This window comes from Tannerella forsythia (assembly GCF_001006485.1).
Classification (GTDB): Bacteria; Bacteroidota; Bacteroidia; order Bacteroidales; family Tannerellaceae; genus Tannerella; species Tannerella forsythia.
Map to the genome: position 1 here is coordinate 22,695 of NZ_JUET01000101.1, position 15,424 is coordinate 38,118.

Annotated in this window: 15 protein-coding genes and 2 pseudogenes; 8 read left to right on the top strand and 9 right to left on the bottom strand. The window is 50.5% G+C overall.

Going from position 1 to position 15,424, the window contains the following annotated elements; all coding sequences use genetic code 11:
* The first annotated feature begins 72 nt into the window (after window positions 1-72).
* The 5 genes and pseudogenes from rbfA to Tanf_RS09740 all read left to right on the top strand — a co-directional run bounded on the left by rbfA (window position 73) and on the right by Tanf_RS09740 (window position 3,682).
* Complete coding sequence (gene rbfA / locus Tanf_RS09725) at window positions 73-408, top strand: 30S ribosome-binding factor RbfA (protein ID WP_046825742.1); 336 nt, start codon at window positions 73-75, stop codon at window positions 406-408.
* Window positions 409-415: 7 nt separating this feature from the next.
* A pseudogene (locus tag Tanf_RS15605) lies at window positions 416-1,633 on the top strand (FtsX-like permease family protein); the annotation flags it as partial.
* A 102-nt stretch (window positions 1,634-1,735) separates the two neighbouring features.
* Window positions 1,736-2,494, top strand: a pseudogene (locus Tanf_RS15610) (metal ABC transporter solute-binding protein, Zn/Mn family); the annotation flags it as partial.
* Between the two features lie 15 nt (window positions 2,495-2,509).
* Window positions 2,510-3,265, top strand: a complete 756-nt coding sequence (locus Tanf_RS09735) for a metal ABC transporter ATP-binding protein (protein ID WP_046825743.1) — start codon at window positions 2,510-2,512, stop codon at window positions 3,263-3,265.
* 48 nt (window positions 3,266-3,313) lie between these two features.
* Window positions 3,314-3,682 (top strand): YccF domain-containing protein, encoded by a 369-nt coding sequence (locus Tanf_RS09740; protein ID WP_014224809.1) that lies wholly within the window; start codon window positions 3,314-3,316, stop codon window positions 3,680-3,682.
* Window positions 3,683-3,689: 7 nt separating this feature from the next.
* On the opposite strand, the gene Tanf_RS09745 is transcribed toward Tanf_RS09740, so the two are convergent.
* The 9 genes from Tanf_RS09745 to ribD all read right to left on the bottom strand — a co-directional run bounded on the left by Tanf_RS09745 (window position 3,690) and on the right by ribD (window position 13,268).
* Window positions 3,690-4,373 carry a M15 family metallopeptidase gene (locus Tanf_RS09745; protein ID WP_231964428.1) on the bottom strand — a complete coding sequence of 228 codons (684 nt, stop codon included), beginning with the start codon at window positions 4,371-4,373 and terminating at the stop codon, window positions 3,690-3,692.
* 15 nt (window positions 4,374-4,388) lie between these two features.
* Window positions 4,389-5,216: a glutamate racemase gene (murI, locus tag Tanf_RS09750; protein ID WP_014224807.1), complete on the bottom strand. Its 828-nt coding sequence runs from the start codon at window positions 5,214-5,216 to the stop codon at window positions 4,389-4,391.
* A gap of 83 nt (window positions 5,217-5,299) precedes the next feature.
* Window positions 5,300-5,794, bottom strand: a complete 495-nt coding sequence (locus Tanf_RS09755; RefSeq protein ID WP_014224806.1) for an OmpH/Skp family outer membrane protein — start codon at window positions 5,792-5,794, stop codon at window positions 5,300-5,302.
* Window positions 5,795-5,858: 64 nt separating this feature from the next.
* Window positions 5,859-6,377 (bottom strand): OmpH/Skp family outer membrane protein, encoded by a 519-nt coding sequence (locus tag Tanf_RS09760; protein ID WP_046825745.1) that lies wholly within the window; start codon window positions 6,375-6,377, stop codon window positions 5,859-5,861.
* Window positions 6,378-6,458: 81 nt separating this feature from the next.
* Window positions 6,459-9,161 carry a BamA/OMP85 family outer membrane protein gene (locus Tanf_RS09765; protein ID WP_014224804.1) on the bottom strand — a complete coding sequence of 901 codons (2,703 nt, stop codon included), beginning with the start codon at window positions 9,159-9,161 and terminating at the stop codon, window positions 6,459-6,461.
* 12 nt (window positions 9,162-9,173) lie between these two features.
* Window positions 9,174-9,920, bottom strand: coding sequence for an undecaprenyl pyrophosphate synthase (gene uppS, locus Tanf_RS09770; RefSeq protein ID WP_046825746.1), 747 nt, complete (start codon window positions 9,918-9,920; stop codon window positions 9,174-9,176).
* 15 nt (window positions 9,921-9,935) lie between these two features.
* On the bottom strand, window positions 9,936-10,655 hold the full coding sequence (gene porG, locus Tanf_RS09775) for a type IX secretion system protein PorG (RefSeq protein WP_014224802.1): 720 nt from the start codon (window positions 10,653-10,655) through the stop codon (window positions 9,936-9,938).
* Between the two features lie 69 nt (window positions 10,656-10,724).
* Entirely contained in the window at window positions 10,725-12,083 is a 1,359-nt protein-coding gene (locus Tanf_RS09780; protein ID WP_046472582.1) for a DUF6242 domain-containing protein, read from the bottom strand.
* 111 nt (window positions 12,084-12,194) lie between these two features.
* Window positions 12,195-13,268, bottom strand: coding sequence for a bifunctional diaminohydroxyphosphoribosylaminopyrimidine deaminase/5-amino-6-(5-phosphoribosylamino)uracil reductase RibD (gene ribD, locus Tanf_RS09785; protein WP_014224800.1), 1,074 nt, complete (start codon window positions 13,266-13,268; stop codon window positions 12,195-12,197).
* A 61-nt stretch (window positions 13,269-13,329) separates the two neighbouring features.
* Between ribD and prmC the strand changes: the two genes are divergently transcribed.
* The 3 genes from prmC to Tanf_RS09800 are packed head-to-tail and all read left to right on the top strand — an operon-like array spanning window position 13,330 to window position 15,354.
* Complete coding sequence (prmC, locus tag Tanf_RS09790; RefSeq protein ID WP_041590729.1) at window positions 13,330-14,184, top strand: peptide chain release factor N(5)-glutamine methyltransferase; 855 nt, start codon at window positions 13,330-13,332, stop codon at window positions 14,182-14,184.
* The gene (locus tag Tanf_RS09795) at window positions 14,169-14,684 is read left to right on the top strand and encodes a regulatory protein RecX (RefSeq protein ID WP_014224798.1); all 516 of its coding nucleotides are present in this window, start codon (window positions 14,169-14,171) and stop codon (window positions 14,682-14,684) included. Before prmC ends, Tanf_RS09795 begins: the two co-directional genes overlap by 16 nt.
* On the top strand, window positions 14,665-15,354 hold the full coding sequence (locus Tanf_RS09800) for a ComF family protein (protein ID WP_046825747.1): 690 nt from the start codon (window positions 14,665-14,667) through the stop codon (window positions 15,352-15,354). The genes Tanf_RS09795 and Tanf_RS09800 overlap by 20 nt, the downstream gene beginning before the upstream one ends.
* The last annotated feature ends 70 nt before the right edge of the window (window positions 15,355-15,424 follow it).

Below are 15,424 nucleotides of genomic sequence, written 5' to 3' on the forward strand. Positions count from 1 at the left end.
ACATGAGTAATTATTCCTCTCCTTCTCTGTAAGAATAAAACATGACGATGATCTCATAAAAAAGGACAGGACATGGAAGGAACAAGGTTAAATAAAATCGGGAGGTTGCTTCAAAAAGAGTTAGGCGACCTGTTTCAGAAGCAGACGAAAGGTATGCCGGGCACCCTCGTTTCGGTGAGTACGGTACGGGTAAGTGCGGACTTGAGCGTGGCTAAGGTCTTTTTGAGCATTTTCCCTTCGGAGAAGAGCTCGATGCTGATGGAAGCCATCGAGGCGAATAAGAAGACGATCCGTTACGATCTCGGTCAGCGGGTGCGTCTGCAACTGCGGAGGATTCCGGAGTTGATTTTCTTCCTTGACGATTCGCTCGATTATGTGGAGAACATCGACCATCTCTTAAAAAAATAATTATCCGTTGAATCTTCCGTTTTTTATCGCCCGCCGTTATTTGTTTGCGAAGAAATCGCATAATGCCATCAATATCATCTCGATGATTTCGGTGTGCAGTGTGGCGGTCGCTACTGTTGCGCTCGTATGTGTGCTGTCGGTCTACAACGGTTTTAACGATTTAGTTGCGTCGATGTTCGGCAATTTCGATCCGGAGTTGAAGATTACGCCGGCCGTCGGTAAGGTGTTCGATCCCGACAGCCCGGCCGTGCGTCAAGTCAGGGAGTTGAAAGAGGTGGTGATGTGCACCGGGGTATTGCAGGACCATGTACTGGTACGTTACCACGACCGTCAGCAGGTTGCCGTGGCGAAAGGAGTAGACGACGCGTTTCATCACATGGTATCGATTGATACGGTGTTAGTCGACGGACGTTTCGTCTTGCAGGAAGGTGAGACATCGTATGGGGTGATGGGGATTGGTCTGGCTTCTTCGTTAGGTGTTAATGCGGCGTTTACGTCGCCGATGGAGATTTACGCTCCCAAGCGTGACGAGCGGGTGAACATGGCCAATCCGGCTACCTCGTTTCAGATCGAATATGCGTTTATCGGGGGGGTCTTTTGCCTTAATCAGCCTTCGTATGACGAGAATTACCTGATTCTCCCTATCGGACTGATGCGTTCGATGCTTCGCTACGAGAAGGAAGTATCGGCGTTAGAACTCAAACTTTCGTCGCAGGCCGATACGAAAGCCGTGCAGCAGGAGATTCGCACGATACTCGGCGACGGGTTCAGGGTGCAGAATCGCTATGAACAACAGGAAGCATCGTTTAAGATGATGCAGGTGGAGAAATGGATGACGTTCCTGATTCTGGCGTTTATCTTGACGATTGCATTATTCAACGTCGTCAGCTCGTTGTCGATGCTGATGATCGAGAAAGAAGGCGATGTACGGATGCTGCGCAGCATGGGGGCCGACGACAGTCTGATACGCCGTATTTTTTTGACCGAGGGCTGTATGATCCCGGTGCTGGGGGCGTTGGTCGGTATCGTGATCGGCGTAGCTCTCTGTCTGATTCAACAATATTACGGTGTCATCAAGTTAGGTAGCGCGGGGGCTTTTGTCAGTGATAATTACCCGGTGCGTATTGCTCCGTGGGATATTCTGGCCATCTTCGTTACGGTTTTTGCGATAGGTGGCTTGTCGTCGTGGTATCCGGTGCGTTATCTCGGTCGCAAATGGCTGAAGAAAGGCGTGATGACCGCACTTGTTGCGCCGTTTTTCCTGCTTACGGCTTGCGGGGGAGGGCACAAGGCGTTGCACGGACAGCGCCTGACGGTGACGATGGAGCCGCAGCGTTATTTCGTCGAACGCATTGCCGGCAAGCACTGGAATGTGCATACGGTTGTGCCGGCCGGTCAAAGTCCGGAGACGTATGAACCGACGCCGCGCGAGATGATGGCTGTGGCCGAGAGCCAAGCGTATCTGCGCATCGGGCGTATCGGTTTCGAGAGGGCATGGATGTCGACGATTCGGGAGAACAATCCGCATCTACGCGTTTTCGATTTGTCCGAGGGTGTTACGTGGATAGAAGGACAATGCACACATCATCATCATCACGATCACAGCGCGACGGATCCGCATATCTGGAATGCCACGCGCACGGCACAGATCATTGCCCGTAATACGTTGGACGCTTTATGTGCGATCGATCCGGCGCATGCTTCGGACTACGAAACGAATTTCCGTGCGCTGACGGCCGAGATCGATTCGACCGGACGTGTCCTGCACGCCATGCTCGACACGTTGTCGCACCGCACATTCGTTATCTACCATCCGACGCTGACTTATTTTGCCGACGAGTACGGGTTGACGCAGCTCTCGATCGAGGCAGACGGCAAAGAGCCGTCGGCCGCTTCGATGAGGGCGCTTGTCGACGAGGCGCGTGAAGCCGGTGTACGGGTTGTCTTCGTGCAGCAGGAGTTTGACCGTAAACATGCCGAATCACTGGCTGCCGAGATCGGAGCACGTATCGTAACGATCCATCCGCTGTCGGCCGATTGGAAGACGGAGATGCTTCGTATTGCGGAATCGCTCGCAACCCCTTAACGGATACCTATACCTATGAACAAGCTACTTACCCTCGAACATATTACGGCTGCTTACGATACGAAAGTTGTCTTGCGCGATGTCGGGCTGACGGTATGGGAAAACGATTTCTTGGGAATCATCGGTCCGAACGGAGGAGGGAAAACGACGCTGCTCAAAGTCATCCTGCGACTGCTGAAACCGGTAGCAGGAACCGTTGCGTTCTATCGCGACGGGCAGCCCGTTGCGTCGTTGAATATCGGTTACCTCCCGCAGATCAATAAAATCGATAAGCGCTTTCCGATCTCGGTACGCGAAGTGATTGCTTCGGGATTGATGGCGCAGACGAGAGGTGCTCGTCACCTCTCGAAGCAACAGCAACAGCGTGTTGCCGAGGTGATCGTATGGATGGGGTTAGATGCTTTGAGCAGACGAGCGATCGGCGAGCTGTCCGGTGGTGAGTTGCAACGCGTGATGCTGGGACGCGCCATCGTTTCGCGGCCGCAGATGCTTATTCTCGACGAACCGAATACATACGTCGATCAGAAATTCGAGTCGAAGCTGTACGACTTGTTGCGCGAGATCAATCAAGACACGGCCGTCGTCCTCGTCTCGCACGATGTAGGCACGGTGCTCTCGTTGGTAAAGAACGTCGCTTGCGTAAACGAATCGCTGCATTATCATCCCGGAGCCGATGTCTCGGAAGAGTGGATGGATGAAGTGTACCGTTGTCCGATCGAGTTAGTAGGGCATGGCGAACTGCCACACCGTATCCTGAAAAGGCACGATTGAATCATTTTCGTATCTTTGTCCGGCAATAACATTAACGTACACGAAAAAATGAAGATATTGGGCAATCTGATCTGGCTGATTTGCGGAGGCCTTCTCGCAGCCATCGAATATTTGCTTGCGAGCTTCCTGATGATCATCACGATTATCGGCATTCCTTTTGGTTTGCAGACACTTAAGCTTTCCGCGCTGATGTTGTGGCCGTTTGGGCGACGGGTAGTCGATCAGGGTGGATCGAGCGGTTGTCTTTCGGTCATCATGAATATCCTCTGGATTTGTTTCGGCGGGTTAGGGATTTGCCTGACCCATCTGTTTTTCGGTATGTTGCTTTGTCTTACTCTGATCGGCATTCCTTTCGGGAAGCAGCATTTTAAGCTGGCCGGACTGGCATTGACTCCGTTTGGCAAGCACGTAGTGTGATTTCGTTTTATTCGATCAGCCGGTAGCGGGCGCGTGCCGTCTCACGCGAGCAGGCGTTGAAATGCCACCACTCGCTTTTGACGGTGCGGAAGCCTGCCTCTTTCATCACCCGGCGTAACAATCGGCGATTGGTCAACTCTTTTTGTGTCATTTTACCTGTCTGCACAAGCGCTTCCTCCTTGTCGGTATGGGCTTCCGTCCCGAAGAAATCGTAAGGCGTACCCATGGGCAGCAGCTTCCCTGAAGCATCGACGATGGTCAGGTCGACGGCCATGCCGTAGTTGTGCAAGCCGCCTCCCTTAGCTGGATTAGACACGTAATACGTCTTGTTCGTGCCGCGCACTAAATTCCACATGATGCGTTGTACCGACATCGGACGGGCGGCATCATATACGAGTAGCGTATAACCCGGTTTTTCGCGTTGCAGGATGCGTTGTGCACGGTGGAGCTTCTGTGCTGCATCGGGATGCAGCCATGCTTTGGTCATTCCCTGATAGACGCTGCGACCCATAAAATTATCGGATGTCGCATATTTGAGCTGTATACGGATGGACGGAGCCTCCTCGCATACATCGACGTATCCTGCCGCTTTCAGTTGGGCATCCAACGATTGGGCATGCAGGCTTGCCGGAGGCAACAGGACTGATATTATCCATACGATGCACAGGGGCAGAAGACGTATATACCTCATGATCATAAACTCGGATTATCCCGGCAGGGCAATCTGTTCTACCGTATCAATGGTTTGCTTCAGGAAGAGAGAGGCTGCACCCATAAACCGTTCGGCCGACTCGGTGGTCTGAAACCGGCAATGTGTCCCTCTGCTCAGTCGTGCATCCATTTCGGGATGGCGTCTCAGGTAATCCTTCAGGCTTGCAGCCACCTGTTCGCCTTGGGAGAAGAGGGTGATGCCGGCCGGCAGGTATCGGCGTATCTTATCGATCAGCAACGGGTAGTGCGTGCAACCGAGAATGATCGTGTCGATCCTCTCATCCTTTGCCAGCAGACGGTCGATATGCTGCTTGACGAAGTAATCCGCGCCGGGCGAATCGAACTCGTTGTTTTCGACTAACGGCACCCACATGGGGCATGCTTCGCCGACGACCGTAACGGACGGGAACAGCTTGTTCAGCTCTAACATGTACGACCGTGAAGCAATCGTGCCGGTTGTCCCCAGCACCCCGATATGTTTTGTCCGGCTGAGGCTGTCTACGACCTCCACCGTCGGGCGGATGACGCCGAGCACACGCCGTGCAGGGTCGTCCCAACAGGGCAAGTCACGCTGCTGAATCGTTCGCAGCGCCTTGGCCGATGCCGTGTTGCATGCCAGAATGACGAGCGGACAACCTTCGTCAAACAAGTGCCTTACGGCTTCGCGCGTAAACTGATAAACCACCTCGAACGAGCGCGTACCGTATGGAGTCCGTGCATTATCGCCCAAATAGATATAGTCGTAGTCGGGAAGCTCCTGCCGGATTTTCTCGAAGATGGTCAGTCCGCCGTAACCCGAATCAAATAGACCGATTGCCTTCATCCTTCCTATAAAAAAAGAATGCCGTTCGCACCCGTGGCGAAGGCATCCTCCTTTTCCATTATGATTATACGAACCTTAAAACGTTATTTAATACCGAGTTTAGCTTTCACAAAATCGGTCGCATCAACCGCATCATTCCCCTTGTAAAGCAATACTTGCGGGTTCAGTATGTAGGTGTATCCTTTTTCATCGCCCACCGCTTTGATGGCATCCTGCATCTTTTGCTGGATCGGAGCATACAGTTCCTGCTGTTTCTTCTGCATCTCCTGCTGAGCCACCGGTACGAAGTTCTGAATACGGGTCTCCAGATCCTGAATCTCCTGCTGACGACGCAACTTAATGTTTTCCGTCAACGAATCCTGCTGCGACATATATTCCGAATACTTCTTCGTGTATTCGTCCTGCATCGTCTTAAATTCCTTTTCATACTGTTCGTTGAGCGTTGCCAATTGTTTTTCGACTGCAGAAACTTCCGGCATGATATTGAAAATATCGGCCGTGTTCACAATCGCGATTTTGTCCTGTGCAAAGACTCCTAACGGAAGGAGCATAAAAATCAGCACGATTAACTTCTTCATTTCTCTATGATCTTTATAAAATTAAATAGTTCGTTTTATCCAACAAGCGTCCAAAGGTACGAATTTATTTCGAATATCCCAACTTCATCAACACTTCGTTACTGATGTCTATTTGAGGCGAAGCGAAGATCACGCTGCCGGCCGAAGCGCGATCGACGACCATTTGATAACCTTTGTTCGAAGCGATCTCTTTGACGGCATTGTAGATCTCGTCCTGAATCGGTTTCATCAGGCTCTCGCGTTTCTTATACAGTTCGCCGTCGGCTCCGAAATATTTCCGTTTCAGCTCCTGCGCCTGCTGTTCTTTTTTCACAATCTCTTCCTCGCGCTTCGTCTTCATCTCGGCTGAGAGAAAAACAAGATCGCTCTGGTAGGTCTTGTACATGTTTTGAGCTTCCTGCTGAATGGCTTCGATTTCGTTCTGCCATTTCTTTGAAAGCTGTGACAACTGTTCGTTCGTCATTTCATACGCCGGAATATTTTTCAGAATATATTCCATATCGACGAGTGCGAATTTCTGTGCCATTGATGCTACCGAGCATAACAGCGCCATGCTTATGAGCAAAATACTTTTTCTTTTCATAATCCTTATCCTTAAAAAAATGATCTGTTCCTGTTGACTCTAAAACTTGCGGATGGTTTGATTTGTACATTCTAAATTACGTTAAAACTCTTGTCCTAAGATAAAATGGAAATGACTTCCGCCGGTTTTATGATACCCGTAAGGTTTGTCGAATCCGTAAGCCCAATCGATGCCCATCATCCCAATCATCGGGAGGAAGATACGTACGCCGACACCGGCCGAACGTTTTAGATCGAACGGATGAAAATCTTTCACCGTTTTCCATGCATTTCCGGCTTCCACAAAAGCCAGTCCGTAAATTGTGGACGACGGTTCCAAAATAAATGGATAACGCAATTCCATCGACAGACGTGAATACGCATAGCCCTCGGGGACTTGCTCGTTCTGACCGGCCAACGACATGTTATCGTATCCGCGCAGAGCGATCATCTCCGTTGCATAATAGCTGGAGTAGCCGGTCATCCCGTCGCCACCGACCTGAAACGTTTCAAACGGCGAGATTTTGTTCTTGTTGAAATACCCCAAAAAGCCGTATTCCACACGCGACATCAAGACGGGCGTACGCTTCGGACCGTTGTTTTGCGGCAGCGGGGCGAGTGGGAAGAAAACCTTACCTTGAAATTTCCATTTGTGGTATTCGATGAGTTTATGCTTCTCTGCAGGGTCGGTGATCTTGGCATAATCTTTTCCGTCGAAGAGCGAATAAGGCGGAGTCAGCGAAACGGAAGCAACGAACTGTGAACCGTAACGCGTGTACAACGGGTTATCGACCGAGCTGCGTTGCAGACTCAGGTCAACACTGATTTTGTGACAAACGCCATCCTTGATCAGGAAGTAGCGATCCCAATTTTTCAGGCTGTACAACTGGTAATTCAATGTCAGCATGGTGTAGAAATAATCGTCCGGCCAACTCAAACGCTTTCCGAAGCCCAAATTGATTCCAATCATTTGCATGTATTTATCGGGGTCGTAAGCCGATTCGTAGAAACCGGATCCTCCATCGCCATAATATCCCGAACGGCCTCCGTAATAGCCACCCATATAAGGATTAAACCTCGACAAGCGATCATTGAGGAAGCGATTGTTGAAGTCCGTAATCTTCGAATAATAGGCGCTTGCCGAGAACGTATTGGGGCGTTTGCCTCCGAACCACGGATCAAGGAAAGAGATGCTGTACGACTGGAAGTATTTCCCGCTTGTCTGCCCGCTGATGGTGAACGTCTGCCCTTCGCCCTGTGGGATGATCCCGCGATATGTACCCGGGTGAAAAAGATTCTTCACCGAGAAGTTATTGAATTTCAAACTCACCTTTCCCAAAAGTCCGGTCGGACCCCATCCGGCCGAAAGCTCGACCTGATCATTGGCTTTTGAGGTCAGGTTATATCGGATATCTACCGTTCCGTTGTCCGGGTTGGGAATCGGCTCGGGATTCATATTTTCCGGATCGAAGTGTCCTGTCTGTGCAATCTCGCGTGCAGAACGAATCAAGTCTTCACGACTGAAGAGTTGTCCCGGCTTCGTACGTAATTCCCTGCGAATGTTGTTTTCGTACAAGCGGTCGTTTCCGTTGATGATGATCTTGTTGATCGTTGCCTGCGGCCCTTCCTGAATACGAATCTCGAGCGAGATGGAATCGTTATCGACTTCTACTTCCACCGGGTCGGCATAGAAAAAGAGATACCCGTTATTATAATACACGTTTGAAACGGCATCATCGTCGGACTGCAGGCGCTCCTGCAACTTTTTCTGGTTGTAGACATCGCCGGCTTTCATGTTCAGCAGGGTCGCTAATTGTTCGGTCGGGTATTTCGTATTTCCTACAAACTGGATATCTTTCAAGTAGTACTTGTGCCCTTCGTCGATAGTCAGGTAGATGCTTATGTGTTTATCGCTGATGGTTACGATGCTGTCTGATACGATCGTCGCATCGCGGTAACCGAATTCGTTATACTTGTCGATGAGGTTCTTCTTATCGTTCTCATACTCTTCGCTCGTGAATTTCTTCGTGCTGAAAAGTTCCATCCAGCTGAGCCGAAAGCGTTTGGAAAGATCGAATTTCTCGTTTGTCTTTTTCATTGCCTTCTTCAGCGTGAAATCCGACAGCGCTTCGTTGCCGATAAGATGAATCTCCTCTATTTTCGTCTTTTGGTTCTTGTCGATATTTACTTCGAGTATGACTTCGCCTTCTTTTGATACATCGTTGCGCTGCACCATGTCGACCTCAATGTTTTTAAAGCCTTTGGCATCAAAGTATTTTTTGATAAGCGTCTCCGCACGGTCTAAGACATTCGGCGTAATCTGATGTCCTTTACGCAAGCCGAGTTTTACTTCCAAATCTTCCCGTTCGCTTTTTTTCACGCCGTTATAATGAATTTCGGAAATACGCGGGCGTTGTTTCAGGCGAATCTCCAACCATACTTTGCCGTCCTCGATACGGGAGGCCAGGATTTTGACATCCGAGAACAGTCCGTGTTTCCAAAAACGCTTGACCGCTCCCGTTATCTCATCGCCCGGAATCGATACCTCATCTCCGACAGACAATCCGGAGAAACCGATCAGCACGAAGTCGTCGTAGTTTCTTGCGCCCGTCACCTGAATACCGGCAATCGTATAACGTTTCGGGGTGAGTGAATAAGAGACGTCAGGCACTTCGCCTTTCGATACGGTGTCTTTTACCTCCGACGGGATCAGGTCCGACAGTACGGTGCCGTTTATTTGCGCCGTACCTCCCCACACCGTCACGCCCAACAGGGCTGTCATTAGCAAGCGTATTTTTTTATACATACACATGGTTCGTTATGATTGATTTAATTGATCGCTTGTCTTGCCGAAGCGCCGCTCGCGCTGCTGGTAAGACCGGATGGCCTGATAGAATTCTTCTTCTCTGAAATCAGGCCAGTATATCTCGGTAAAATAAAGTTCGGCATACGATAACTGCCACAGTAGAAAATTGCTGATGCGCTGTTCTCCTCCGGTGCGAATCAACAAATCCGGATCGGGGATGTCGCGTGTAGTCAGACGGCTTGCAAAAAGCTCTTCCGTTACCTCTTCGGCGCGGAGTTGTCCGCAGGCGGCTTCTTCGGTCAGTGCTTTTACAGCGTGCAGAATCTCCCAGCGCGACGAATAGCTTAAGGCCAGCACTAAGGTGGTACCCGTGTTGACCGACGTTTGGCGCAGACACTCGCAGAGTGTTGTCCGTACCTCGTGGGGCAGACGATCTAGGTCGCCGATAGCCATCAGGCGCACGTTATTTTTCATCAAGTCCGGCGTCTCCCGGTGAATGGCTGCGACCATCAGTCCCATCAGTGCATGCACCTCTGCTTCGGGACGGTCCCAGTTTTCCATAGAGAACGTGTAGACCGTCAGGTACCGTAGCCCGAGGGTTGTCGCTGCTTCCACCACCTTACGTACGGAGACGACCCCTTCGCGGTGGCCTTCGCTTCGGTCTTTCCCGCGCTCTTTCGCCCACCGGCCGTTCCCGTCCATAATAATTGCCACGTGCTGTGGCAAGCGGTCTCTGTCGATCTGTTCTATCACTGACATCTTTTTTCTTTCCGTCTAATGTTTCGATAATCCCATCAATACATCAATGCCTTTGGCGCTGTTGCATTTCCGGTTGCGTGGACCGAAATCCCACGTTAAGAACAGTGTCATGAGCGTATACCAATCCTGATTCTTCATCACACTGCTCTTTATCTTGTAAGGAGCATTTAGCTCCTTGTTATCTAATCCGTCACCAAACAACTTGCGGACAGAAATTTCCATGCCGAGGTTGACCCGGTTCTTTAGTTTATATTTCACTCCTGCACCGATCGGGATATTCAGGCCGGCAAATGTCCCGCCGTCCCCCGGAGCAACCGTGCCACCGACTCCGAACAGCAGATAAGGGGCGATCCGTCTCGTATTTAAGTACGGAAACTTATCGCTGTAGGGAAAAAAATTGAACTCGAACTGTCCTCCCAGATCGAAGACGTTTCGTGTAAACGACGTCTGCAATCCGTTGGGGAATACATTCTCGAGTCCGTTCGTGCTGCCCGATAACTGCGCCCAAGTCAGATTCCCTTTGAAGGCGATCCGAAAGTTCGCATTATACCGAAACATCATTCCGATCGACGGATTGAGTCCTTTCAGCACCGCATTCTTATTGGCGTCGCCCATATAAAACGCACCACCGCCCATCCCTCCGATTTCGTATCGGTATTCCTGTGCATACAGTGCCCCTATCGGAACGGTAAGCAGAAGAACGGTCAGCCAGCGTCGAAAAAAAGTGATTGACATTTCTTTTGTTATTACAGTCATTACCTTTCTTTCTAACGTGAGAAACCGTACAAAATTATTTCCCGTACCTCATTCCTTGAACCCTAAACGGTTTATACGTCCACGCCACAACTCATCGAGTACAGCGCGATCATGCTTTTCTTTTCCGCCGAAAAGCAGCATGTAGTTATCTTTGTCTACCAATAACGAAGCATAGCCTCGCGGTTGGAAGGTTTCAGGCAGTACAATCAGCTTATTGACCAGTGTCCATGACAGTCCTCTGTTTGCCGAGCGATAGATTTTTCGGGAGGCTGTCTTCGAAGCATTGAAACCGCCGATCAGATAAATTTGATTGTCGTAGAAGGAAACGGCAGCGCCTTCACACGGCTCTATACCTGCTGTGGTGGAGTGATTCAAGCTTACCCATCTCAGTCCGTCGGTTGTTTCCCACGAGAGATTACTTAATTCGCCGTTTCGTTTTTTTCCGGCGATAACGAGCAAGTGACGGTAGAAAACCGCCTCGTAACCCACTGTCCCGAATCCTTCGAACGGGAACGCTTCCGGCACCGTTTCTCCGGTCGTCCACTTCCCTTTGGCATTCATCGACGCAAAGTGCCATGAGTCACTATTCTTTACGATGGCGGCCAGCGCCGAAGGACGTGATGACTGTGTCACCGAATCGACGACGCCCAGCAAAACCTTTATTTCAGGGGCTCCGCCGACTATCGACCAGTCCGTGCCATTATCCGAGCGGTACAGCAACCCGTCTGCAGCAGGTGCGTAAAGGGCTTCTCCGTAAACAGTTATTTGACTTAGGACAAGCGTCTTTCCGGAAAGACCGTTGAGTGAGGAGGCGATCCATGTTTTGGCGTCATCCGACTGATAGAGTAGATCATTTCCGGCCTTGCGTACAAACATCCGGTATTTGCCTCTCCACTCCAATACGCGCTGCTCTTCTCTTTCCGTGTCCAGCAGTTTTTCCGTTCGCAACCATGTCATCGAGTCCGGTTTTTGCTGATGGACATTCAATTTGGCCGTATACGTTTTTACGGATTTGCCGTTGTAGGAATAGACATCGAAACGGATGGGTTTCGAAAGGTCGAGCGAATCGGAACCGTTCCAGTTCTTTCTTTCTTTCGTCGTTTCCTGATATACTTCGACAGCCGAAGGAGGCGGTCCGTCATACTTCACATTGCAAATGATTTTGCGGTTGATGACGGTCCCGTAAGGCATGGAATCCCGGTTGTATATTTCGCCTTTGATCTGGTCAATGGTAAAGACCACCTGTGCCAAGCCGCGAATGGAGTCGTTCTTCAACGAAAAAGAAGCGATCTGGCAGTTATCCTGCACCCAGTTGGGTACTTCGAGTTCTTTATTATTCAAGCAAGAAGACAACAAAAGAGCCGCCATACATGCGGCTGTTCCTGATTGTAACCTGTTCTTTTTCATTGACACAATTATTATGCTGTAAAATTAGAGCACAAAAGTAGAAATTTTTTTTCTTTGCCGCCTACATCGGATCGGTTTTATAGAATTTTAGTGTCCCCTTCAGAGATTTGTTTAGAAATGCTTATGCGTGAATATGGCAAGGGTATGTCCTGCATCTTTGCCGGAACGTATCGGTCGTTCCCCTTCCCACACGGCACCGTTTGCCGATCGGATATCGGCGGCCTTTACACCTCTTCCGAGTACAACGGGCGTCGTTTCGATTCGCGCCTCGTCCCACAGTCCCAGCTCCATAAAACGACGATGCAGCAAGGCACCGCCCTCGACGAGCAACGACTGAATCTGCTTCTCATGGAGCGACAGCAATATTTGTGGGATGAGCGGTGCTGTAACGTCGAGCGGCAGATACTCGGTTTGCCCTTCTACGCCGCTTTTCTGCGCATTGTAAACGAGGGTGCGTACAACCCCGTCGAACAGGGTAGCCGAGGTCGGAACACGCAAGGTGCGGTCTGGCAAGACACGGACAGGATGTTTTCCCGCCCAATGACGTACGGTCAGCGAAGGATTGTCAAGATAAGCCGTACGGGTACCGACCATAATGGCATCGACCTCGGAGCGGAGTTTGTGTACCATGCGTACCGTAGTCGCGCATGACAACCACGCAGCCGGCACTGAGGCATCCGTCCGGAGACGGTCGAGAAATCCGTCGGCACTTTGCGCCCATTTTAAAATGACATAAGGGCGACGATGGGTCTGAGCAGTCATAAAAAAGCGGTTCAGATGAAGAGCTTCCTTTTCCAGTACCCCTGTTTTTACGTCAATCCCTGCTTCTTTCAGCCTCCGGACTCCTTGTCCCGAAACGGCAGGAAACGGATCGGTGCAGGCAATGACGACACGGGGTATCCGTTTGCGGATAATCAGTTCGGTGCAAGGCTGCGTCTTGCCGTGATGTGAACAAGGCTCCAGATTGACGTAGAGCGTAGAATCTCTCAACAACGCCTCATCGCGCACCGAAGCGATCGCATGTACTTCAGCATGGGCTCCGCCAAACTGCCGATGATACCCTTCGCCGATGATGCGTTCGCGGTGCACCACCACCGCGCCGACCATCGGATTCGGCGCTACCATGCCTGCTCCGGCGGCTGCCAGCATCAAACAGCGCTCTATATATTTTTCGTCCGTATCCATTTGATCTGTGTCAAAAATTCCGTACCTTTGTCATTATTTATTTTATTTCGATGATCGCGTCATGCAAGAAACAATAGACTACATCAAGATAAGCCTCAGAAGAATGTTTTATTCGGTGGAAGAGGCTCAGTACCTTGCCCGCTTGATTCTCGAACGTATTTGCGGTCTGACGCCAGCCCAGCAAATTATGTGCAAAGATAAGCAAATTAGTGAGACGGAGAAAGAAGCTATCCGGGAGGTGGTGGAGCGTCTGTGCTGTGCGGAGCCGATACAGTATATTTTCGGAGACTGTGAGTTTCACGGACTTCGGTTCGAGGTGAACCCCTCGGTACTGATTCCCCGTCCCGAGACGAGCGAGCTGGTGGAACTTATCGTCCGTCATCATACCGAAACGGGACTGAAGGTACTTGATATCGGTACCGGAAGCGGATGTATCGCCGTCTCTCTGGCAAAGATGCTGCATAAGGCTACGGTTACGGCCATCGATATTAGTGATGATGCATTGGTTGTTGCCCGACGCAATGCCGAAGCCCATCAAGCCGATATCCGGTTTCTGCAAGCCGATATCCTGTCCGAATCGCCTTTGGACGAAATATCCCAGCCAGCCTTCGACGTGATCGTCAGCAATCCGCCCTATGTAACGATGGAGGAGAGATTCCAGACGGAAGCCCGTGTCCTCTTTCATGAGCCTTGGGAGGCGTTATTTGTCCCTGATGACGATCCGTTGCGTTTCTATCGGCATATCGCAGCGCATGGGCGAAGATGGCTGTCGGAAGGCGGACGATTGTACTTTGAGATCAATACGGCTTACGGAAAGCAGCTCGTATCGTTGTTGCAGGAAACGGGCTACCGAGATATCGAGATTGTCCGTGACATATCCGGCAAAGAACGGTTCATACAATGTTCGAAAAACTGAAGGAGACAGAAACAAGGGATGAAGCCGAAATGTTGCACCGCGCGGCGGCGTATTGCTCCATAGCTGAGCGTTGCATCTACGATGTGCGTAAGAAGATCGCGAGTGCCGGTCTTTCGCCCGAAAGCGAAGAGCGTATTATTGCCCGCCTGATCGAAGAGAAATTCATTGACGAAGCCCGTTTCTGCCGCTGCTTCGTCAGCGATAAATCCCGCTTTAACGAGTGGGGACGGATCAAAATGAGCGGTGCATTGAGGCGGAAAGGCATTGCACAGAGTTTGATAGATGAGGCATTGAGCCGGATCGATGAAGATGATTATCGACGTATCTTGACGGAATTGCTCATACGCAAGAAACGTACGGTGCGGAGCGTGTCGGACACGGATTTGTTTGTAAAACTCTGCCGTTTTGCGGTGAACAAGGGATATGAACAGTCATTGGTTGTTCAATGTGTCAAGAAGTTATGTCAAGGGGGCCGTTTTGATGACGACGATCTGGAATGACTTGCTGGACTTGTTTTATCCGCGCCTCTGTCTGCTTTGTAAAAAAATGCTCTTGGCGGAAGAGCGACAGCTCTGCCTGCACTGCTTGTGCGACCTCCCACGAACATACTATCATCGGCGTGATGCCCATCCTCTTCTTCCACTCTTTGCCGGTATCTCCTCGTTGCAACATCTGACGGCCTTTCTTTTCTACGAAGAAGGAGGTCGGGTACAGTCATTGATTCACTCATTCAAATACCGAGGCAATAAACGATTAGCCGAGAGGTTAGGACGGATGGCCGCTCGGGAGTTACAGGCCGACGGCTTTTTCTGCAACATCGATGTGTGTGTTCCCGTTCCTCTTCATCGGCGGAGACAACGGAGGAGAGGTTACAATCAGGCGGAATGGATTGCACGCGGCCTGGCGACAGTATATCATTGTCCCGTCGATACCCAAACACTTGTTCGTGCAGTCGATACCGAGACACAAACGCACAAGTCGGCTTACGAACGGCGTATGAATGTGGCCGAAGCCTTTTGTCTTTCCCGGCCGGAACGGTTGGCAAACAAGCACGTGTTGCTTGTCGACGATGTTCTCACTACGGGCGCTACACTGCTTTCGTGTATAGACTGCCTGATGCGAATACCCCATATCAGCATCAGCGTATTTACGCTGGCTTTTGCGTTATAATAGAAAACTGCCCCTTCCGAAACCAATGGCTCCGCGGGGGGCAGTCTTTTCGAATGCTCTGTTTTATTGA